Source organism: Mycobacterium sp. C31M (assembly GCF_053345865.1).
This window is the reverse complement of the sequence record NZ_JBKFAX010000004.1, coordinates 33,801-54,821: the sequence shown is the minus strand read 5'-3', so window position 1 is coordinate 54,821 and position 21,021 is coordinate 33,801. Positions and strand designations below refer to the sequence as shown.

The window sequence follows — 21,021 nt, the reverse complement described above, 5'->3', positions numbered from 1 at the left end:
TGGGCACTTTACGGTAAGGCTTTCGGTGACTTCGCTGAGCTAGCGTGGACGCCGTGACCTCGATACCGGCCGGCACGCGGATTCTCAGTGGCATCGCCGCCGCCGCGGTGACCCTCGGCGTCAGCGCACTGGTGGCCGTGCCACTCGGGTCGTCGGCAGATTCCCGCACCGCGATCGGGTCGACGGTGATCGACAAGACCCCCGGGCCGGTCAAGGAGTGGGCCATCCAGACCTTCGGGACGGCCGACAAGCTGTTCCTGACGCTGGCGGTGCTGCTGGCGATCGCCATCCTCGCGGGACTGGCAGGACTGCTGGAGCGCCGCCGCATCCCGATCGGCAGCGCCATGTTCGCCGCCGCGACGGTCGCCGGTGGCGCGGCCGTGCTCTCCCGGGCCGGTGCGGCCGGCGTCGACATCATTCCCACCGTCGCGGGCGGGTTGGCCGGCATCGTGGTGCTGCGCTTCTTGACGTCGGGCCGACTGCAGGACGGGTCGGCGCACGAATCCGCCGCCGCCGACCCGGGACGAAGGCTGTCGCTGGCCGCGCTCGGCCTGCTCGGCCTCGGGGTGCTCGGCACCGCCGTCGGGGCGGCCTGGGCACGCCGTGTGCACTCGGCCGCCGACGATCGTCAGGCCTTCACCCCGCCCACCGATGCCACACCCGCGCCGCCGATTCCGGCAGATGTCCAGCCCGCCGGCGTCGACCTGCCCAGCTTCGTCACCGACAACGACAGCTTCTACCGGATCGACACCGCACTGAGCGTGCCGCAGCTCAACCGTGGTGCCTGGCAACTGCGCATCCACGGCATGGTCGACACCGAGCAGACCTACACCCTGGCCGATCTGGAGCAGTTCGAGCTCGTCGAGAAGGTGGTGACACTGACCTGTGTGTCCAACCCGGTCGGCGGCGATCTGGTCGGCAACGCGGTGTGGACCGGATATCGGGTGCGCGATCTCCTGGCCGCCGCCGGGGTGCACCCGGATGCCGACATGGTGCTGTCGACCTCCAGCGACGGGTTCAGCGCCGGCACCCCTACAGAGGCCATGACCGACGCCCGCGATTCCCTGTTGGCCATCACCATGAACGGCCAGCCGCTGCCGATCGAGCACGGCTATCCCGCCCGACTGGTCGTGCCGGGCCTGTACGGCTATGTCTCGGCCACCAAGTGGGTTGTCGACCTGGAGCTCACCAGGTTCGACCAAGCCCAGGGCTACTGGACACCGTTGGGCTGGTCGGAGAAGGGGCCGATCAAAACCCAGTCACGGATCGACGTACCCCGCAGCGGCCAGGATGTGGCCCCCGGACCGGTGCGGTTCGGCGGTGTCGCGTGGGCTCAGCAGCGCGGGATCCGGACCGTGGAGGTACGCATCGACGACGGTCCCTGGCAACCGGCCACCCTCGGCGCGGCGTACTCCGATGACACCTGGCGGCTGTGGAGTTTCGACTGGCAGGCCCAGCAGCCGGGGCTGCACGAGATCTCGGTGCGCGCCACCGACGACACCGGGCAGGTGCAGACCGAGGACCGCGCCGATGTCATCCCCGACGGCGCCACCGGCTGGCATACCGTCGGTTTCGCGGTCACCTAGCCTCCCTGGGGACTTTCGGCACTAGTGACATCCGGTGCGCCGGCGCACCCTGGAGTCATGTACGCGAGCTTCCCGGATCGCCGGACCATCGAGACGGTGTTGTCGCTGGCCACCCGGGCCCCGTCGATCCACAACTCCCAGCCGTGGCGCTGGCGCGTCGGCCGCGACGGGCTGCGCCTCTACGCAGAGACCGATCGTGCGCTGCCACAGGCAGATCCGGACTCGCGCGACCTACTGCTCAGCTGTGGCGCCGCCCTGCACCACGCGGTGGTCGGGTTTGCCGCGCTGGGTTGGCAGGCCACCGTGACACGGTTCCCCGACCCGGAGCGGCCCGATCACCTGGCCACCATGTGGGCCCGTCCCTGCACCGCGGCCGGGTCCGATGTCCCACTGGCAGCGGCCATCCCGCGCCGGCGTACCGACCGCCGGATGTTCAGCGCCTGGGGTGTGCCCGACGCCGATATCGCACTGATGGGTGCCCGCGCCGCCCGGGCCGGAGTGATGCTGCGTCAGGTGCAGCGGCTACCCGACCTCCAGGACATCGTGGCCCGAGCTGTCTGGCAACACGCCACCAACCATGACTATCTGGCCGAATTGTCCACCTGGAGTGGACGATACGCCTCACTCGCCGGTGTGCCAGCACGCAGCACACCGCGATCCGATCCCACCTCGCCGCTGCCGGGCCGGCTGTTCGCCGGGCCCGCGCTGGCCCAACCCGCCGCCACCTCGGGAACCGACGATGCGGCGGCCGTGCTGGCACTGGGCACGAAGGACGACAGCCAACTGTCCCGGTTGCGGGCCGGCGAGGCCACCAGCCTGGTCCTGCTCACCGCCACCACGCTCGGGCTGGCCAGCTGCCCGGTGACCGAGCCATTGGAGATTGCGGCAACCCGGGATGCGGTGCGCGACGACGTTTTCGGCGACTACGGCTTCCCGCAGATGCTGCTGCGGGTCGGCTGGGCACCGGTGAACGCCGATCCGCTGCCCGCGACCCCGCGGATGCCGCTGTCAGCGGTCGTCGAGTGGACGTCGTGACTGTTCGAGTTTGGACGCGAAAACCGCTGCCTGAGTGCGTCTTTCCATACCGAGTTTGGCCAGCAGTCGGGACACGTAGTTCTTCACCGTCTTCTCCGCCAGGAACATCCGTGCCGCGATCTGCCGGTTGGTCAACCCCTCGGACAACAGAGCCAGCAGGTTCCGCTCCTGCTCGGTGAGCCCGGTCAGCGGATCATCCCGTTCGGCCGCGCCGCGCAGGTTTGCCATCAGCGCGGCGGCTGCCCGATTGTCCAGCAGCGAGCGACCCGCGCCGACATCCTTGATGGCCTGGGCGAGTTCCAGACCCTTGATGTCCTTGACGACGTAGCCGCTGGCGCCGGCCAGGATCGCGTCGAGCATGGCCTCATCGGAGGTGAACGACGTCAGCATCAGACAGCGCAGGTCGGGTAGTTCGGAGAGCAGGTCACGGCACAGCTCGATACCGTTGCCGTCGGGTAACCGCACGTCGAGCACCGCCACCTCGGGCCGCACCGCCGGAATCCGGGCCATCGCCTCGGCGACCGTGCCGGCCTCCCCCACCACCTCCAGGTCGGGGTCGGCGCCGAGCAGATCGATCAGACCGCGCCGGACCACCTCATGATCGTCGACCAGGAACACCTTCACCACAGGCATGACCCCATCATGGCCGGTAGGCCGGTCCCGCGTCCTCCAGGAACTGCCGTCCGGTGATCCGTTCGGCCCGGATCCGCACAAAATGGTCGCGGCGGCCCTGCACCCACGGCTCGATGAAGGTGCCGGCGACGTCGACCAGATCGTCGATGCCGGTGACCGGTTCGGCGGCGCCGACCACGGTCACGCTCCAGCCGCTACGCAGGTCCGGGTCGAGCTCGTCGGCCTCGAAGGCGACCATCTGGTGGTGGGTGGCCGCATCCAACTTGGCGCCGCCGGCCACCCGGAGCACCACGTCATCACGCCATACCCGAAAGTTGACCGGATGGACCGCCGGTAGCCCGTCCTCGGTGAACACCAGCCGACCGACGCGTACCCGCGCCAGCTTGTCCAGGCATTGCCTGCGGTTGAGTACCTCGAGCTGTTGTGTCACGGCCATGTCGACCACCTCCCGATCGCAACGCACTTCGCTGCACCTCGATTCTCTCGCGGCGGCGATCTCCCCCGGCAGGGCCGAAGGTCCCTAGTTCGGAGTCAGCGACCGTTGGGCGCGTGATGATGCGACTGATCGGGCGCAACGGCTTGCCGGCCAACATCTTCGGCGGCTCCCAGCAGCTGGTCGACCTCATCGGCGTCGACCGCCGGCAGTGTCGCCCCGATGGCGTCGAACACGTGTGTGTAGGCGGATCCCGCGTCGGCGGCGGTGCGCCCGAGGGCCGCGATGGACACCCGGTGCTCGGCCAGCAGTCGGGCACCGGCCTCCGGATCGACGTTGGCGGCGAACTCCAGCAGCACCGCGAGGTGATCGTGCGCCTCACCCCTGGGCCTGCTCACCCCCGCGGCCCGGTAGGCGTCGGTGAACGCCTGCACGTGCACGACCTGCTCGCGGGTGGTGCCCGCCACCCAGGTCGTCAGTCGCAGATCGCGTTCGATGCTGGGGCCGAAGAGCTGCTCGTAGGAGCGCCGGACCGTCGCCAGATCGAGCACCTGCAGGCCTGCGATGGCGCGGCCTAGCGGCATCGCCAGGGCACCGTCGAGGTGCCCGAGCATCTCGGCGACGGTCTCCACCCGATCGAAGAATTGGCGGTCCGGCCGAGCCAACAACAGCGCCGACCCCTGCCACACCATCCGGTGGTGCAGCACGGCCGGGCGTCGGCTGCGGCGCAGCCTCATGCTCGGCTCGTAGCGGGAACGGCCATCGACATACACCAAGACAACCACTGTTTGCGCCGTTGAGCACGCATTCGGTGAAATGTCGGTGTCCGGTGGCACGCTGAGAGACATGTTGTTGGCAGAAGTCGCGGCCGCCTCGGCGGAGGTGGGTACCACCTCGTCGCGGCTGGCGAAGGTCGCCCGGGTCGCCACGGTGCTGCGGTCGGCCGGCGACCAGGTACCGGTGGTGGTGGCCTGGCTGTCCGGTGACCTGCCACAACGCCAGATCGGCGTCGGCTGGGCGGGCCTTCGCGACCTGCCCGCGCCGGCCGCCGCAGCCACACTGACCGTCGCCGCCGTCGACACCGCGCTCACCGAGATCAAGGCCATAGCCGGCAAGGGCTCGACCGCCCGCCGTGCCGCGCAGGTCGGTGCCCTGTTCGCCGCGGCCACCGCGACGGAACAACAATTCCTGCGGCGGCTGCTGTCCGGCGAGTTACGTCAGGGCGCGCTGGCCGGGGTGATGGCCGACGCGGTGGCCAAGGCCGCCGACCTGCCACCGGCCGCGGTGCGCCGGGCAGCGATGCTCGCGGGTGACCTGTCGGCGGTGGCCGGTGCCGCACTCGACGGCGGCGATCTGGCGCAGTTCACACTGCAGGTGGGCAGGCCGGTCGGCCCGATGCTGGCGCAGACCGCGACCGGGGTGGCCGAAGCCCTCGACAAACTCGGTGGCACGGCGGTGTTCGAGGCCAAACTGGACGGCGCCCGGGTGCAGATCCACCGAGTCGGCTCCCAGGTCACGGTGTACACCCGCAGCCTCGACGATGTCACTGCGCGCCTGCCCGAGGTCGTCAAGGCCACCCTGGCGTTACCGGTCAGTGACCTGATCGCCGATGCCGAGGCCATCGCGCTGCGCCCCGACGGCCGCCCGCACCGCTTCCAGGTCACGGCCTCCCGGTTCGGCACCCGGTCCAGTGCGCCGCGCGAGGAACCGCTGTCGGTGTTCTTCTTCGATCTGCTGCACCGCGACGGGGTCGACCTGCTGGATCTGCCGATGGCCGAACGGCTCGCGGTCCTCGACGACGTGGTCCCCGCCGGGCAGCGTGTGCAACGTCTTGCCACCACAGATGCTGTTGCGGCACAACAGTTCCTGGAATCCACCCTGGCGGCCGGGCATGAAGGCCTGATGGCGAAATCGCCGACCGCGCCGTATGAGGCGGGGCGCCGGGGATCGGGCTGGCTCAAGGTCAAACCGGTGCACACCCTGGATCTGGTGGTGCTCGCGGTCGAATGGGGCTCGGGGCGGCGCACCGGCAAGCTGTCCAACATCCACCTCGGCGCGCGGGACCGCAACGGTGGGTTCGTCATGCTCGGCAAGACGTTCAAGGGCATGACCGACGAGATGCTCGCCTGGCAGACCCAGCGGTTCACCGAGCTCGCCACCGACGGCACCGACCACTCCGGCTCGATTGCCGGCTCCGCCGGCGGAGTCGTCACGGTGCGCCCCGAGCAGGTCGTCGAGATCGCCTTCGACGGCGTCCAGGGCTCGACCCGTTATCCCGGCGGCATGGCGTTGCGCTTCGCCCGGGTACTGCGATACCGCGACGACAAGGGCCCGGCCGACGCCGACACGGTCGACACCGTTCGTGAGCTGTTCGAACGCAACGGTTGAGGTGAAAGTCCCAAGTTCACGTTGCCGCGGTGCAAGGATCGGGCCATGGGATCACCGTCTGCTCCTGAACGCACCGAGGAAACCCGCGGCGATATCACCTACGTGCGGACCGACAAGGATCTGCCGCCGGTAGCCGTCATCGACCGATCGCCGATCACCACCAAACACCGCATCATCTTCACGGTCGTCGCCGTGCTCGGCGCGGTGGCCTGGGCGGTGATCGCGTTCTTCCGGGGTGAGACCGTCAACGCGGTCTGGTTTGTCATCGCCGCGATCTGCACCTATGTCATCGGTTTCCGGTTTTATGCCCGGCTGATCGAGATGAAGATCGTCAAACCACGCGATGACAACGCCACCCCGGCCGAGATCTTCGAGAACGGCACCGATTACATGCCGACCGACCGGCGGGTGCTGTTCGGTCATCACTTCGCCGCCATCGCCGGCGCGGGCCCGCTGGTCGGCCCGGTGCTGGCCACCCAGATGGGTTTCCTGCCGGGCACCATCTGGATCATCATCGGCGCTCTGGTCGCCGGATGTGTGCAGGACTATCTGGTGCTGACCATCTCGACGCGGCGGCGCGGACGCTCGCTGGGCCAGATGGCGCGTGACGAACTCGGTCCCGTCGGTGGTGTCGCCGCGATCGTCGGCGTGCTGGTGATCATGGTGATCCTGCTGGCGGTGCTGGCGCTGGTGGTCGTCAACGCCCTGGCCGAGAGCCCGTGGGGCGTTTTCTCCATCGCGATGACCATCCCGATCGCCATCTTCATGGGGCTGTACCTGCGCTTCCTGCGGCCGGGCCGGGTCTCGGAGGTCTCGCTGATCGGTGTGGCACTGCTGCTGCTGGCGGTCGTCGCCGGCGGGTGGGTCGCCGAAACCTCCTGGGGCGTCGAGTGGTTCACGTTGTCCAAGGTGACGCTGTCGTGGTGCATCATCATCTACGGTCTGGCCGCCTCGGTGCTGCCGGTGTGGTTGCTGCTGGCGCCGCGCGACTACCTGTCGACGTTCATGAAGGTCGGCACCATCGCGCTGCTGGCCGTCGGCATCCTGCTGGCCCGCCCGCTCATGGAGGCGCCGGCGATCTCGCAGTTCGCCACCCGCGGTGACGGCCCCGTCTTCGCCGGTGCACTGTTCCCGTTCCTGTTCATCACCATCGCCTGTGGTGCACTGTCGGGCTTTCACTCGCTGATCTCCTCGGGCACCACGCCGAAGCTGCTGGAGAAGGAAAGCCAGATGCGGCTCATCGGCTACGGCGGCATGCTCACCGAGTCGTTTGTCGCGATCATGGCGTTGATCACCGCATGCATCCTGAACCAGCACCTGTATTTCGTGATGAACGCACCGGCCGCGGCGACCGGCGGGGCGGCGGAATCGGCCGCCGAGTACGTCAACGGGCTGGGACTGTCCGGGGCGCCGATCACCCCGGCCGAGATCGAGGCGGCTGCCGCCGGTGTCGGTGAGGAGTCCATCATCTCGCGCACCGGTGGCGCACCGACGCTGGCGTTCGGCATGTCCGAGGTGTTGCAGGTGTTCGGTGGTTCGGGGCTCAAGGCGTTCTGGTATCACTTCGCGATCATGTTCGAGGCGCTGTTCATCCTGACCACCGTCGATGCCGGCACCCGGGTGGCGCGCTTCATGCTGTCCGACGGGCTGGGAAATATCGGCGGGCCGATGAAGAAGCTGCGCGATCCGAGCTGGCGGGTCGGCGCCTGGGCCTGCAGCGTCATCGTGGTCGCCGCCTGGGGTTCGATCCTGCTGATGGGTGTCACCGACCCGCTGGGTGGCATCAACACGCTGTTCCCGCTGTTCGGTATCGCCAACCAGCTGTTGGCCGCGATCGCCCTGACGGTGGTCACCGTGGTGATCATCAAGAAGGGCTACCTCAAGTGGGCGTGGATACCCGGAGTGCCGTTGGCCTGGGATCTGATCGTGACGATGACGGCGTCCTGGCAGAAGATCTTCTCGGCCGACCCGAAAGTCGGTTACTGGAAGCAGCATTCGCAGTATGTCGCGGCCAAGCAGGCCGGCGAGTCATCATTCGGGGCGGCCAAGACACCCGATCAGATCGACGCGGTGGTCCGTAACACCTTCATCCAGGGCACGCTGTCGATCGTCTTCGCGGTCCTGGTGGTCATCGTGGTCGCCGCCGGCGTGGTGGTGGTGATCCGGCACCTGCGTGGGGCCGGACGTCCGCTCACCGAGGACGACCCGGTGCCCTCACGGATTTTCGCACCGTCCGGGTTGATACCCACCGCGGCCGAGAAGGAGGTGCAGAAGCAATGGGACGAGCTGGGACCCTCATACGTCAGATCAGCTGGTACTGGTCATCATTGATGGGCGACAACCACTATCGCCGGTATGCGGAGCACCGGGCCCGGTCGCATCCCGGTGAGCCGGTGCCCACCGAGCGGGAGTACTGGCGGATGCGGCACGCGGCCACCGAGGCCAACCCGCAGTCGCGCTGCTGCTAGCTGACCCGGTACCGCAGCGGCAGGTGCTTGAGCCCGCCGACAAAGGTGGTGGCCACATGCTCGGCGGGGCCGGCCAGTTCAACCGACTCCAGCCGAGGTAGCAGTGCCGAGAAGAAGCTGTTGACCTCCAGCCGTGCCAGTGCCGCACCGAGGCAGAAGTGCACGCCGTAGCCGAACGCGATGTGCTTGTTGGGATCTCGGCCGATGTCGAATCGGAACGGCTCGTCGAAGACGTCCTCGTCCCGGTTGCCCGATACGTAGGACAGCAGCACCGAATCGCCGGCCGGAATCCGCACACCACGAATCTCGTAGTCCTGCTGGGCGGTTCGCATGAATTCCTTCACCGGTGTGGTCCACCGGATCATCTCCTCCACCGCCAGCGGCATCAGCTCGGGGTTCGCCCGTAGCCGGGCCAGTTGGTCCGGATGTGCGACGAGCGCATGCATCCCGCCAGAGATGCTGGCACTGGACGTGTCGTGTCCGGCGGCCGCCAGAATCGCGTAGTAGGACACGGTTTCGATATCGTCGAGCGGCTGTCCATCAATGGTCGCGTTGGCGATGGTCGAAGCCAGATCGTCGGTCGGGTTGGCGCGCCGCGCGGCGGTCAGTGCGGTGAAATACTGGAACATCTCCAGCAGCGCCATCCCGCGCTCTTCCATGCTGGTTCCGCGCTGCATCTCGGGGTCATCGCTGCCGAACAGTTCCTGAGTCCAACTGAGCAGCTTGCCGAAATCTGCCTCCGGCACGCCCAGCAGCGTCATGATCATGTACAGCGGGTAGTTCACCGCAACCTGTTGCACAAAATCGCATTCCGGGCCTTCGGCGGCCATCTTGTCCACGAACTGCACCGCCAGTTCGTCGGCCCGTTGTTTGAGTGCCCGCATGGCCTTGGGCCGGAACCAGTTGGCCCCGATCGCGCGGAAATCGCGGTGCTGCGGATCGTCCATGTGGATCAGGGTCTTGATGCCGACGGCCGCCTGTTGGGCGTCACCCTCCTTGGTGATCAGCACCGGGCGCGGCGAGTTGGTGAAGATGTTGTTGGCCCGTTCGATCTCCATGATGTCGGCGTGCTTGGTGATTGCCCAGAACGGTGCATAGTCGGCCACGTCGACCCGCGACACCGGTGCGTGCAGTCGCAGGTGGGTCAGCGCGGCGTGCAGTCCCACCTCGTCGGTATAGGCCGACGGATCGGCCAGACACCGGGCCGCGTCGTCCATCGTCGGTGTACTCATCGGCTGCTCCTCATTGTCCGTCCCGCAGCACGCCGGTGGCGGCCTGCGCCCGTTGCTCGTACCTCTGCCGTGCGGCATCGTCGAATTCCAGAAACATCCGGTCGGTGCCGAATCGCCGTCCGACCCAACGCCGCCCGCGCGGTCCCAGCAAGCCCAACGGGCCGAGCACGAATCGGATGCCGCCGGGCACGCTGACATGGGTGCGCGGCCGGTTCAGTACCTTGACGATCGCGACGGCAATGTCCTCGGGTTCGACGGGCCGGTTGGCCCGCGTCTGGGCCGTCCCGGTGATCAACTCGGTCCGGGTGAACGGCGGCATCACGACGCTCACCTGTACACCGCGGGAGGCGAACTCGTCGGCCATCGCGCTGGACAGGCTGATGACCGCCGATTTGGTGCCGGAATACACCGTTTGGCCCGGCACCGGCATCATCCCGGCCAACGACGCCACATTCACGATGTGACCCGCGCCGCGTGCGGTCATCTCCGGCAGTACCAACTGGCAGCCGGTGACCACGCCGTAGAAGTTCACCTCGATCGCCGACCGGATGGCCTGCACGGATTGGTCCAGGAAGCCGCCGATCGGCATCACCCCGGCGTTGTTGATCAGCACGTCGATCTGTCCGTCGCCACGCGCGTTGTCCAGGAATCCGGCGAACGAGTCGCGGTCGGTGACATCGAGCGGGTAACCCTGGATACCGAGTGCCGCCTTCGCCTTGTCCAGTTCCACGATGTCGCGATCGCCGATCACCACCCGTGCGCCGCGGTCCAGAAGGGCTCGCGCCGTGGCGAATCCGATGCCGCGCGCCGCACCGGTCACCGCGATGGTTCTGCCGCTGATCCGGTCGGTCATGATCCGCTCCTCACCAAGGCTTTGCGCACATCGTCGAGCACCCTCGCCACGGCGTCCTCCGACATGCCCGCCGGGAATCCCGGCAGCACCCGATCAATGGCTCCCGCACAGCGTTGCACCAATGCGTCCGCGACATAAGGCAATTCGGCGACCACAGCGAAGGCACCCAGGACCTCGTCATCGACGAGGGTCGCCATGGTGTCCCACTGCCCCAACCGCGACAGCCGGTGCAGTTCGGTGTGCAGGTCACCCCAGCCATGCAGATCGAGCACCTGGCGGTAGGCCGGTGTCGAGCCGTAGAACGCGAGTTGCTTGCGGTGGGCGGCTGCCGACGCCTCGAACTGTTGCTCGTTCTCGCCCGTCACCACGAACACCGGGCACGACAGCTCGAAGCTATCCCGATCGCGCCCGGCTTCGGCGAGCCCATCGGCGAGCGCGGGCGTGGTGACCTCGTGAAGGTAGCGCCGGGTGGTGAACGCGTGCGCGATCAGACCGTCGGCGACGGCCCCGGTCATCCGGGTCATCGCCGCACCGACGGCGGCGATGAAGACCTTCGGCACCCCGTGCGGTTGCGGTTCCGGGGTGAACATCGGCGTCATCAGCTTGTGGGTGTAGAACTCCCCCTCGAACTGCAGCCGGGTACCGTCCTGCCAGGTCGTCCAGATCGCCTGCAGCGCAGCGACGAACTCGCGCATGCGTCGCACCGGGTGACTCCACGGCATGCCGAACCGCTTCTCGATATGGGCCTGCACCTGGGTGCCCAGCCCGAGGATGAACCGGCCTTGGGAGTAGGTGTTGAGGTCCCAGCCGAGGTTGGCCACCGTCATCGGGTTGCGCGCGAACGCGACGGCGATGCTGGTGCCGACCTGTAGCCGCGAGGTGTGTTCGGCGGCCAGCAGCAACGGCAGGAACGGGTCATGCGCGAGCTCGCCGGTCCAGCATCCGTCGTAGCCCTGTTGTTCGATCTCGCGTGCCCGCGACGGCACGAGGCGCAGCTCGCTGGGGATGCCGCGATCAATGCTCAGCCGGGCGGAACTACCCATGCCGGGGACGCTACAGTAAGCAATTCGGTATGGTCAACGAACGCCGCCGGCAGCCCTCGAGACAGGATCGGTGTATGACGAACTCCTCCGACTGGCAGGAAACGCTCGACGATCTCGAACGCCTGCGTGCGCACACCCTGGGCATGGGTGGCACCGAGCGGGTGGCCAAGCACCACGCCAAGGGCAAGCTCGACGTGCGCGCCCGCATCGACCGCCTGCTCGACAAGGGCAGCTTCCGCGAACTGGGCATGCTGGCCGGCGGCGAGATCGCGGCCGACGGCATCGTCACCGGGTCCGGACTGATCAACGGATCGCCGGTGATGGTCGGCGCCGAGGACTTCACCACCCTGGCCGGCAGCATCGGGCCGTCCGGCAACGCCAAGCGGTACCGAATCGCCGAACTTGCGCTGCGCGACAAGATCCCGCTGGTGATGTTGTTGGAGGGTGCCGGGCACCGGGCCAGCGGTGAGCGCTACGGTCGCACCCCCACCGATCTGCTTGCCCAGGCGCAGTGTTCGGGCCGGGTGCCGACGGTGGCCGCGCTACTCGGCCCGTCGGCCGGCCACGGCGCGTTGGTCGCGCCGGTCAGCGATTTCCGGATCATGAGCAGCCAGGGCGCCATCTTCACCGCGGGGCCACCGGTGGTCAAGGAATCCACCGGCGAGGACATCAGCAAGGAGGACCTGGGCGGTCCGAGCGTCGCCCTGCACAGCGGTGTGGTGCACAACCACGCCGACACCGATGAGGGCGTCATCGACGAGATCCGCCGCTACCTTTCGTATTTCCCGTCCAGTGCCTGGTCGTATCCGGAGCCGCTGCCGCATGACTCCGACGCCGAGCCGCGCCCCACCCCTGAGCTTCTCGACATCGTGTCCCGGGACAATCGCCGGGTCTACAACATGCGCTCGGTGCTCGACGTCATCTTCGACAACACCGACTGGTTCGAGGTGCAGCCGCAGTTCGGTAGGGCGATCATCTGCGCGCTGGCGCACCTCGGTGGGCATCCGGTCGCAGTGGTGGCCAATCAGCCCAACGTGTTGGCCGGCTCCATCGATGCCGATGCCGCTGACAAGGCAGCACATTTCATCATGGTCGCCGACTCGTTCCATCTGCCGATCGTGTTCCTGGCCGACAATCCGGGCATGCTGCCGGGCAGTCGATCTGAGAAGTCCGGGGTGCTGCGGGCCGGCGCCCGGATGTTCGCCGCGCAGACCGCGGCCACGACACTGAAACTGCATGTGACACTGCGCAAGGCGTATGGGTTCGGCTCGATGGTGATGTCGCTGTTGGGTTTCGACGGGCAGGAGGCGACATTCGCCTTCCCCGGCGCGACGATGGGCGCGATGAGCGCGGCGGCGCTGTCGAAGGCATCCCACGCCGAGGAGGACCTGGCCGCCAAGTTGCGCGAGGCCGAGCTCACCGCCTCGTTCCGCTCCGCCGGGCACCTCGGGTTCGACGAGCTGATCGACCCCCGCGAGACCCGCGATCAACTGCTCGATGCCCTGCGCCGCGGGCTGCGGGCCCGGCAGGCCGCCGCCGAACCGGTGGCCCGCACCGTCATCCTCCCCTAGTTGCGATTTGTGGAGTGTTACCCGGACTCGTTACGGCCAAGACTCCACAAATCAACGGGTGAGCGCACATTGGATCTGGGCAGTGACCCGCTCGGGGTACTCGGTGAGGTCCAGCCAGGTGAATCGCAGGACCAGATACCCGGCGAGGATCAGTGCGTTCTGTCGCTTGCGGTCGTTGTTGAAATCGTCGACGTCGCTGTGGAACGCGAAGCCGTCGGTCTCCAGGATCAGCTTCACATCGGGGAAGGCGTAGTCGACCTTGTATCCGGCGACCCGGTAGTTGGCCTTCCAGCCGGTGATGCCCGCCTGGCGCATGAGTTTCGCGAGCAGTCGTTCGGCCGCGGAGCGTGTTCCGTCCTCGGCGGCACGCAGTAATCTGCGTGCCGCCGGTGACCCGTGGCGGCCCTTGTTGTTCAGGTGAGCTTTCCACAGTGCGGGCAGGTCGACGTGGCGCTGCAGCGCAGAGTCCATCAACCTTGCCCCGCCACCGCGTCGCGCAGCCGCTTCCACGACGGTCAGCGGCAGCGCCGTCACCCTGAGCCCTTCCCGTTCGACCACCTCCGCCGGGTCCAGGTCGCGCCGACGAAGTCGCGTGCCGCGACGAAACTGCAGGCGACAGTCCCTTGGCACGGTCACCTCCACCACTTCGGGTGCAAACTGCGTGAGGCTGTGCCACCAGGCAGCAGTCAGGCCCGTGGCCACTGCATGCTCGCCATACGCCCATGTACCAGCCCGAATCCGGGCGCGATCGGTGAACTCGCGATCATCTGCGAAGTACACGCCGCGGGAGCACCGTCGCCACTGGCCGAGCCGCACGCGGTAGTCGACATCGTCCTGGCTCAAGCCGGCTTGTCGAGCGTGAGCGAGCGTGATGACGCCGTCGTGAGCACGCAGCAGGTCCGAGAGCATACCGAGTTGGACGCAGCATGCCGCCGATCGGTTCCACCCATTGTGATTTGTGGAGTCTTACCCGTAAGGAGTCCGGTTAAGGCTCCACAAATCACGCGGTGGTGGCGCGGTATTCGGCGACGATGGGCTCCAGCTCGTCGGGGGTCGCACCGTGCATGATCACCGCGTCGGCCCCGTAGTCGAACTCCTTGCGAATCCGGTCCACGCATTGGCGCGCCGACCCGGTGGCCGACGGCTCCAGCCATTCATCGGGGATGAGCGTGGCGATGTGTTCGATCTGCCCGGCGCTGGCCTTGTGGTCGATACCGCCGCCGACCGACTGGACCACCTGGTCGTCACGAAAGCGTTGCAGGACCGCCGGATCCCACCCGTTGGTGTTGACCATCAGGTCACCGTAACCCTGTAGGTAGGTGGCCAACCGGGCGACGGTCTTCTTCAGCCTCAGTTCCTCGGGCAGGTGATCGCCGACGGTGGCGAAACACGACCACACCCGCACACTGGCGGGGTCGCGGCCTGCCTGCTCCGCGGCATCCTTCACCGTCTTGACCGCGCGCGCCAGCGTCTCCGGGGTGAAGTAGGTGTGCAGGATGACATCGTCGAACTCACGGCCGCCGAGCGCCAGGGTCTGCGGTCCGAACGCGACGATGGCCAACCGGATGTTTTCGCGGAAGTCCGGATCCAGGAACAGCAGCTGATACTTGCCGATCGGGCCGTCGTGATTGAAGATCAACTCCCCGTGCCAAAGTCGGCGCATGACCTGCGCAAAATCCTCCATCTGTGCGGTCGTCACCGGGGGCACGCCGAAGGCGCCGTACATCGCGGCGATACCCCGGCCGAGGCCGAGGGTGAATCTGCCGCCGGACAGGCGGTGCATGGTCGTCGCCCACGATCCGGTGATCAATGGGTGCCGGGTGTTGTGATTGGTCGCGGCGGTGGCGATCTGCATCCGGCTGGTCACGGCCAACGCCGCACCGGTCAGCGACGACGCCTCCTTGACATTCCAGCGCTCGGAGATGAAACCGGTGCCGAAGCCCAACTCCTCACCGCGGCGGGCCTCCTCTATGAGGGAGGCCGGGCCTTCACCGCCCGCGCCGGCCAGCAGGTAGTAACCGAGCTCGTCCAGCACTGCCTCCGTCATGCCCAAACCCCTTCCTTGTAACCGCAGTTCCACACCTCGGTGATACGTCCGTCGATCACCCGGAAGATCTCCATGCTGCCGACCGTGGTTTCCATCCCGTCCTTCAGCGTCATCGGCGACTGGTACACGATCGCCACATGCTCGCCGTCATCCCCGGCCACCACCAGGTTCAGGTCGAACCGGATGGTCTCGAACATCGCCCAGTGATCGACCACCCGGGCGACGGCCTGCTCATGCGCGAGGACCGTGGCCTCGCCGACCTCGTGGCGGGTGACGGTCTCGCCCAACAGTTCATCGGCCAGCGCGAAATCGCGCTCGTTCCACACCACCAGGTTGTACTGCTCGACGACCTCACGCGCTGTTCTCATGTGTAGACCTCCAGGGCGTCGCTCTCGTCGATGGCAGCGACCGCGCGGTCGATCAGGGTCAGGCAGAGCTGACGTGACCGCTCGGGCACGGTGTCCCAGGTCAGCAGCGCGACCACCGGCATGTACAGCAGCAGCGCAGTGGCCAGCCGGTACTCGCGCCACGCCTCGTCGAACGGGTAGTCCGGCACCAGCGCCGTGTATTCGACCACCAACGATTCGTCCCGGCCGCGCCGGATCTCGGTCGGTAGGCCCTGGCTGACCAGATAGGCGATATCGGCCGCGCCGGCTCCCCGGACGGTCAGCTGGAAATCGACCAGCTTGAGATCGTCACCACGGAAGAACATGTTGTCGGCCCGGATATCACCGTGCAGCAACGTGTTCCGCCTACCCAGCGCAGACAGCGCCTGCGGGGCCCGCTCGGCGAACCGTTCGGCGAATGCCGCCACCGCTGCCGGCACCGCGCGACTGGTGTGCTCGCGGTAGAGCGCCCACCCGGGCGCGAAGGCAGGCAGGAACAGGTCGCGTGTCAGCGCACTGTCGATTCCGGGAAACGCCTCCAGGATCGCCGGATCGGCTTCCGCGGACCACGCATGCAGGCCCGCCAGCTGGCCGATGCACTGCCGTGCCTGATCGATCGACAGCCCGGCCAGGTGATCGGCATTGTCCCAGTCGCATAGGTCCTCCAGCACCAGGACGAAGTCCTGACCGGAGATCCGCGCGGCATGGCAGTGCGGCGTCCCGATTGGCGCGTGCGCGGCGATATCGGAGTAGAACCGGATCTCACGCTGGTACCCACCCAGCATCTCCATACCGCCGCGGGCCAGCGATTCGGCGGGCAGCTTGACGATCACCGACGCGGGTCCGGAACCGGTCAGATGCACCCGGTACAGGTTCGCCGAGAAGCCGGTGTCCTCGGCGATGCGCTCGGCACGTGCATGCGTGACGGTTGCCCCCAAGCACTCGGCCAGCCACGGCGCGGTCACCTCATCGATCGTCGACGGCACCTGGGTCATCGTCGACCTCCTGTTATTTGACACTGAACAAGTAAGTTAGTTGTCGAGCGTCTAATATGCAAGGGTGCCATCGCAGCGCCTGACCCAACCCGAACGCGTCGAGCAGTCGTCCCAGCGGATGCTGCAGGCCGCCGCCGAGTTGATCGTCGAAAAAGGCTGGGAGGCAACAACAGCCGCAGAGATCGGACGACGCGCCGGGTATAGCAGGGCCATGGTGCACGCACGCTACGGCGGCAAGGATGCCATCCTCGAGGCGTTTCAGCAGGTGTATGTCGCACGCCTGAACCCCGATCCCGAGCCCGGCGCCACCGGTCTGCAACAGGTCCTCGCCCATTTCGACCGGGTGCACGAGATCCATGCCGAGGATGCCGCCGTCACCAGGGCGATCTTTGTCGCCGCGTTCGAGGCGGTGAAGGTGAGTTCCCGGCTGCGCGAGGGTGTACGCGCCCAACTCCAGGACAATGCCGCGAAGATCCTTGCCGGTGTGCGCACCGGGATGGCCGACGGATCGATGCGCTCCGATGTCGATGCCGATGCGGCGGTCCGCGATATCACCGGGGCGATCTTCGGCATCGCCTATCAGTGGGTGGTATTGCCCGAACTCCACGACCTTGCTCACGAGATCGACACCGTGCGGGCCCGCATCATCACAACCTACGGGGCCTGACCCACCAGGAACCGCTCGGTGGCCTCCTGCACACCTCCGGAGAACAGGTGCCCGACGTGGCTGCCGTCGTGCCAGTACAGTTCCCCGCCCCAGCGCTGATGCATGGCCAACGCCGAACTGCGCATGGCCATCTGGTCATGCCAGGCGCCGACGATGAGCCGACGGTCGGTACGCGGCGTGGTGGCCAGCGGATCGATGACCGAGGTCAATGCGGACACCGTCGCCGACTGCAACTGCGCCGCCGCGTCCCGGCCCGTCGGTCCCCACCGACCCAGATGCATCCCGATCATGGTGTTCAGACCGAGGATCGGCGTGTACAGCGCCACCGCATCCACGGCCGAATCCAGGTGCGCGACCAACGCGGCCACCGCACTACCCAGGGACAGTCCCGACACCACCACCGGTCCCGAATCCGCGGCAAGCCAACCGATCAGCGCCCGCACCTCGGAGACCACCCGGATGGTTCCGGCGACATTGGCCGCCGGGTCCCGCGCCGGGTACTCCGGCCAGGACCTCCGTCGCGCACCGTGACCGGGCTGCACCGGCAGCGCTACATTGAAGCCCAGCGCCCCGAGCCTACGCACCCGCGCCACCATGAGGTCCATCGGATCACCCTGCCCGGCACCGTGGATCCACACCACCCACGGTCGATCCGGACCCGACCGGTACAACCGCACCCGGGCTGTCGCCGAGCCGCCGTGCCCATCGGCGAGCAGCGAATCCGGTAGGCCGGGAACATGGTCGAACGTCAACTCCTCATACTGCAGCGCCCCAAAGCTGCACGGCCGTAATTCCTTCACGGCCAACGGTTCCGGGCTCCGGTGCGCGCCGTCGACCCCGACCACGCCGAGTTCCTCGGCCGCGGCCTCATAGGCCGCCAGTGGTCGCGGCAGCTGCGGTGGCGGGCCACTCAAGGTCATGCCGGTCACCACGAGTTCGTCGAGGGCGACCTCACCGAGTTGGCGCCACCCGGCCGGTGAGAACCGCGACCAATCCCCGGACACGTGCAGCGCACCGACCGACCGCGGCAGCACACCGCCGAGCTCCCAGGCGATCTGGACCGCCCTACGCAAGGGTGAATCCCTGGTAGCCGTTGCCGGCGATCTCGTCGCAGCGCCGCCGGTACTCGGGTATACCTGCGGTGTAGCCCATGTACATCCGCTTCTTGCCGGGCACGTTGGCGCCGTTGTACCAGGAGTTGCAGGACGGGTGGGTCAGCACCGTCGGTGCCACCAACGAGGTGGCGTGCTCGATCCATTCCCGCTGCGCCCCGGGTTGCGCGTCGATGCTGCGATAGCCGTTGCGGCGCAGGTAGTCGATGCAGTCCGCGATCCATTCGATGTGCTGTTCCATGGCTGCGACGAAGTTGGTGGCCGCCGACGGGCTACCCGGTCCCTGCACGGTGAACAGATTCGGGAATCCCGCGACGGCCAGTCCGAGGTAGGACAGCGGCCCCTCCTCGGCCCAGAAGTCACCCAACAGCCGACCGTCGACGCCACGGACCTTCATCCGGCTCAGCGCACCGGTCATGGCGTCGAAACCGGTGGCGTAGATGATCACATCCAGCGCGAAATCACCTTGCTCGGTGGAGATCCCGTCCGGGGTCACCGCGACGATCGGGCCGGCCCGCAGATCCACCAGCGTCACATTGTCACGATTGAAGGTCTGGTAGTAACCCTGGTCGATGATGGGGCGCTTACACGCGAACGGGTGCGTGGGCACCAACGCGGCGGCGGTCACGGGGTCGGTGACAATCCGGGCGATCGCCTCGCCGTAGAGCGCGGTGGCCATCCGGTTGGCCTCGATATCGAAGAACACGTCACCCCAATTGAGCGCACCCATCACACCGCGCTCGTCGATGGCGCGCAACTGCTCCTCGCGGCTGGCGGCCTTGATCGGCGGGCTGGCCAGCATGTCGAGCAGCACCGAGAAGGCCGACAGCCGGGCCGCGCCCACCGGATGTGCGCGCTGCGCCGCTCGGATGGCCTCGTAGTCCGCCTTCAGACCGTCGAGTTCACCGTCGGTGAAGGTGTGTACCGTCCACGGCAGCGTGAATGCCGCTGACCGTTGAAATACAAAGAGCTGACCGGCTTCTCGGGCCACCACCGGGATCAGCTGCACGCCGGTGGAGCCGGTGCCGATCACCCCGACCCGTTTGCCTTCCAGATCGACACCGTCGGGCCACCGATTGGTGAACAACGATTCCCCCGCGAACGTGTCCCGACCCGGGATCGCCGGTTCCAGCGGCACCGACAGGATGCCGGATGCGGCAACCACGAACTGGACGGTGTACTCGGCGCCGCCCGCGGTCTGCAGCAGCCAGCGACCGTCGTCGTAGGTCATCGAGGTGACCTCGGCACCGAAATCGATACCGTCGCGCAGGTCGAGTCGGTCGGCGACGAAGTTGAGGTACGCCTCGATCTCGGGTTGGGCCGGCATGGACTCCGTCCACACCCACTCCTGCTCGATCTCCGGGGAGAAGCTGTAGGAGTACTCGATGCTCTCGATATCACAACGGGCACCGGGATAGCGGTTCACCAGCCAGGTCCCGCCGACGGCGTCGGCGCGTTCCAGGATCCGCACCCGCAGACCGAGGTCGCGGAGTTTGTACAGCGCGTAGAGCCCGGAGAACCCGGCCCCGATCACCGCGACATCGAGATCGGTCACGACGCGCTCCTGCGGTACCGCTCGAGGAAGAACCGGGCGGCCCGGGCGATCGCCTCGGTGGCGGGCTCGGGTTTCCACCCCAGCTCGCGGGTCGCCTTCGAATGGTCCAGCGGTGACGTCGTCACCATCAGCCGCGCCGATGTCGGGGTGACCAACGTGTCGCGCCGGGTCAACGTGCCGATCAGGCCGCCGATCGCCGCGGCGACGGACAGTACCGGCACCGGGATACCGAAGCGCGGCGCTCTGGCACCGACGGCATCGGTTGCGGCGGTGAACATCTCACGCTGGCTCAGATAACGTTCCGAGACGATGTACCGTTCACCCACCCGCCCGTGTTCGGCGGCCAGTACCAGGGCCTGCGCCGCATCCTCGACGCCCACCACCTCGGAGCCGACACCCCGGACATACCCGGGTATCCGTCCCAGTGCGGCGGCCGCGATCAACGACCCGTGTGGAGTCGGCTGCCAGTCCCGGGGTCCGTAGGTGTTGGACACGCACATCGCGACGGCGGGCAGACCACGCTCCCGCGCGTAGTCGAGCACCAATTCCTCGGCCTGCCGCCGGGATTCGATATATGGACCGCCGATTCCAGGCCAGTTGAACGGATCATCCTCGGTCGCGGCCCGGCCGCCGACACCACGGCCGCCGATCGCCACCGCGCCGATGGTGCTGGTGAAGACGAATCGCTGCAGCCCCGCATCGGTGGCCACATCCAGCACGCCGCGCAGTCCCTCGACATTGGTGTGGAACAGCGGCGCCGGATCACGCAACCAGGCCCGGGTATCCACCACGCAGTAGAACACCACCGCACAACCGGCCATCGCCGCCCGGACCGCTTCCAGATCGAAGATGTCGCCGTGGTGGCGTTCGACGTCGAGATCCTCGATGCCCTTGGTGGAACTGCTCTGCCGCAGCAGCACCCGCACCCGGTCACCGCGCTGCACCAACTGCCGGGTGACATGTGAGCCGAGGAATCCGCTCGCACCCATGACCAGCACCGTGCGCGACTCGGCCATG

General features: G+C 67.5%; 20 protein-coding genes. 7 read left to right on the top strand and 13 right to left on the bottom strand.

Annotation, left to right across the window (positions count from 1 at the left end):
* Window positions 1-53: 53 nt before the first annotated feature.
* Together ACLBYA_RS07345 and ACLBYA_RS07340 are read left to right on the top strand one after the other, a co-directional pair.
* Complete coding sequence (locus tag ACLBYA_RS07345; protein WP_447708723.1) at window positions 54-1,586, top strand: molybdopterin-dependent oxidoreductase; 1,533 nt, start codon at window positions 54-56, stop codon at window positions 1,584-1,586.
* A 57-nt stretch (window positions 1,587-1,643) separates the two neighbouring features.
* Complete coding sequence (locus tag ACLBYA_RS07340; RefSeq protein ID WP_447708722.1) at window positions 1,644-2,621, top strand: Acg family FMN-binding oxidoreductase; 978 nt, start codon at window positions 1,644-1,646, stop codon at window positions 2,619-2,621.
* Here ACLBYA_RS07340 and dosR read toward each other — a convergent pair.
* The 3 genes from dosR to narJ form a co-directional block, all read right to left on the bottom strand.
* Window positions 2,595-3,248, bottom strand: a complete 654-nt coding sequence (gene dosR, locus ACLBYA_RS07335) for a hypoxia response regulator transcription factor DosR/DevR (RefSeq protein WP_447709064.1) — start codon at window positions 3,246-3,248, stop codon at window positions 2,595-2,597. The two genes, ACLBYA_RS07340 and dosR, sit on opposite strands and share 27 nt — an antisense overlap.
* A 13-nt stretch (window positions 3,249-3,261) precedes the next feature.
* Window positions 3,262-3,690, bottom strand: a complete 429-nt coding sequence (locus ACLBYA_RS07330) for a pyridoxamine 5'-phosphate oxidase family protein (RefSeq protein ID WP_447708721.1) — start codon at window positions 3,688-3,690, stop codon at window positions 3,262-3,264.
* A 95-nt stretch (window positions 3,691-3,785) separates the two neighbouring features.
* Window positions 3,786-4,424, bottom strand: coding sequence for a nitrate reductase molybdenum cofactor assembly chaperone (gene narJ, locus ACLBYA_RS07325; protein ID WP_447708720.1), 639 nt, complete (start codon window positions 4,422-4,424; stop codon window positions 3,786-3,788).
* Window positions 4,425-4,533: 109 nt separating this feature from the next.
* Between narJ and ACLBYA_RS07320 the strand changes: the two genes are divergently transcribed.
* From ACLBYA_RS07320 to ACLBYA_RS07310, 3 genes are read left to right on the top strand one after another with little or no spacing between them, the layout of a single operon-like run.
* A complete protein-coding gene (locus ACLBYA_RS07320) occupies window positions 4,534-6,075 on the top strand; it encodes an ATP-dependent DNA ligase (RefSeq protein WP_447708719.1) in 1,542 nt (513 codons plus the stop codon).
* A 45-nt stretch (window positions 6,076-6,120) separates the two neighbouring features.
* Window positions 6,121-8,406 (top strand): carbon starvation CstA family protein, encoded by a 2,286-nt coding sequence (locus ACLBYA_RS07315; RefSeq protein ID WP_447708718.1) that lies wholly within the window; start codon window positions 6,121-6,123, stop codon window positions 8,404-8,406.
* Entirely contained in the window at window positions 8,352-8,543 is a 192-nt protein-coding gene (locus tag ACLBYA_RS07310; RefSeq protein ID WP_447708717.1) for a YbdD/YjiX family protein, read from the top strand. The genes ACLBYA_RS07315 and ACLBYA_RS07310 overlap by 55 nt, the downstream gene beginning before the upstream one ends.
* Here ACLBYA_RS07310 and ACLBYA_RS07305 read toward each other — a convergent pair.
* From ACLBYA_RS07305 to ACLBYA_RS07295, 3 genes are read right to left on the bottom strand one after another with little or no spacing between them, the layout of a single operon-like run.
* The gene (locus ACLBYA_RS07305) at window positions 8,540-9,775 is read right to left on the bottom strand and encodes a cytochrome P450 (RefSeq protein ID WP_447708716.1); all 1,236 of its coding nucleotides are present in this window, start codon (window positions 9,773-9,775) and stop codon (window positions 8,540-8,542) included. The genes ACLBYA_RS07310 and ACLBYA_RS07305 overlap by 4 nt on opposite strands.
* 10 nt (window positions 9,776-9,785) lie before the next feature.
* Window positions 9,786-10,628: an SDR family oxidoreductase gene (locus tag ACLBYA_RS07300; protein ID WP_447708715.1), complete on the bottom strand. Its 843-nt coding sequence runs from the start codon at window positions 10,626-10,628 to the stop codon at window positions 9,786-9,788.
* Window positions 10,625-11,671 carry an LLM class F420-dependent oxidoreductase gene (locus ACLBYA_RS07295; protein WP_447708714.1) on the bottom strand — a complete coding sequence of 349 codons (1,047 nt, stop codon included), beginning with the start codon at window positions 11,669-11,671 and terminating at the stop codon, window positions 10,625-10,627. The genes ACLBYA_RS07300 and ACLBYA_RS07295 overlap by 4 nt, the downstream gene beginning before the upstream one ends.
* A 74-nt stretch (window positions 11,672-11,745) precedes the next feature.
* On the opposite strand from ACLBYA_RS07295, the gene ACLBYA_RS07290 reads away from it, so the two are divergent.
* Window positions 11,746-13,242, top strand: coding sequence for an acyl-CoA carboxylase subunit beta (locus tag ACLBYA_RS07290; protein WP_447708713.1), 1,497 nt, complete (start codon window positions 11,746-11,748; stop codon window positions 13,240-13,242).
* A 51-nt stretch (window positions 13,243-13,293) separates the two neighbouring features.
* Here ACLBYA_RS07290 and ACLBYA_RS07285 read toward each other — a convergent pair whose 3' ends face one another.
* From ACLBYA_RS07285 to ACLBYA_RS07270, 4 genes are all read right to left on the bottom strand, one after another.
* On the bottom strand, window positions 13,294-14,151 hold the full coding sequence (locus ACLBYA_RS07285) for a DUF559 domain-containing protein (protein ID WP_447708712.1): 858 nt from the start codon (window positions 14,149-14,151) through the stop codon (window positions 13,294-13,296).
* 91 nt (window positions 14,152-14,242) lie between these two features.
* Window positions 14,243-15,289 (bottom strand): TIGR03857 family LLM class F420-dependent oxidoreductase, encoded by a 1,047-nt coding sequence (locus ACLBYA_RS07280; protein ID WP_447708711.1) that lies wholly within the window; start codon window positions 15,287-15,289, stop codon window positions 14,243-14,245.
* On the bottom strand, window positions 15,286-15,657 hold the full coding sequence (locus tag ACLBYA_RS07275; protein ID WP_447708710.1) for a nuclear transport factor 2 family protein: 372 nt from the start codon (window positions 15,655-15,657) through the stop codon (window positions 15,286-15,288). Before ACLBYA_RS07275 ends, ACLBYA_RS07280 begins: the two co-directional genes overlap by 4 nt.
* A complete protein-coding gene (locus tag ACLBYA_RS07270; RefSeq protein WP_447708709.1) occupies window positions 15,654-16,670 on the bottom strand; it encodes a phosphotransferase in 1,017 nt (338 codons plus the stop codon). The genes ACLBYA_RS07275 and ACLBYA_RS07270 overlap by 4 nt, the downstream gene beginning before the upstream one ends.
* Window positions 16,671-16,734: 64 nt before the next feature.
* On the opposite strand from ACLBYA_RS07270, the gene ACLBYA_RS07265 reads away from it, so the two are divergent.
* Window positions 16,735-17,337, top strand: a complete 603-nt coding sequence (locus ACLBYA_RS07265) for a TetR/AcrR family transcriptional regulator (RefSeq protein ID WP_447708708.1) — start codon at window positions 16,735-16,737, stop codon at window positions 17,335-17,337.
* Here the strand turns inward: ACLBYA_RS07265 and ACLBYA_RS07260 are convergent.
* The 3 genes from ACLBYA_RS07260 to ACLBYA_RS07250 are packed head-to-tail and all read right to left on the bottom strand — an operon-like array spanning window position 17,325 to window position 21,020.
* Complete coding sequence (locus ACLBYA_RS07260; protein ID WP_447708707.1) at window positions 17,325-18,410, bottom strand: alpha/beta fold hydrolase; 1,086 nt, start codon at window positions 18,408-18,410, stop codon at window positions 17,325-17,327. The two genes, ACLBYA_RS07265 and ACLBYA_RS07260, sit on opposite strands and share 13 nt — an antisense overlap.
* Window positions 18,403-20,004, bottom strand: a complete 1,602-nt coding sequence (locus tag ACLBYA_RS07255) for a flavin-containing monooxygenase (protein WP_447708706.1) — start codon at window positions 20,002-20,004, stop codon at window positions 18,403-18,405. Before ACLBYA_RS07255 ends, ACLBYA_RS07260 begins: the two co-directional genes overlap by 8 nt.
* Window positions 20,001-21,020, bottom strand: a complete 1,020-nt coding sequence (locus ACLBYA_RS07250; protein WP_447709063.1) for an NAD-dependent epimerase/dehydratase family protein — start codon at window positions 21,018-21,020, stop codon at window positions 20,001-20,003. The genes ACLBYA_RS07255 and ACLBYA_RS07250 overlap by 4 nt, the downstream gene beginning before the upstream one ends.
* Between the last annotated feature and the right edge of the window lies 1 nt (window position 21,021).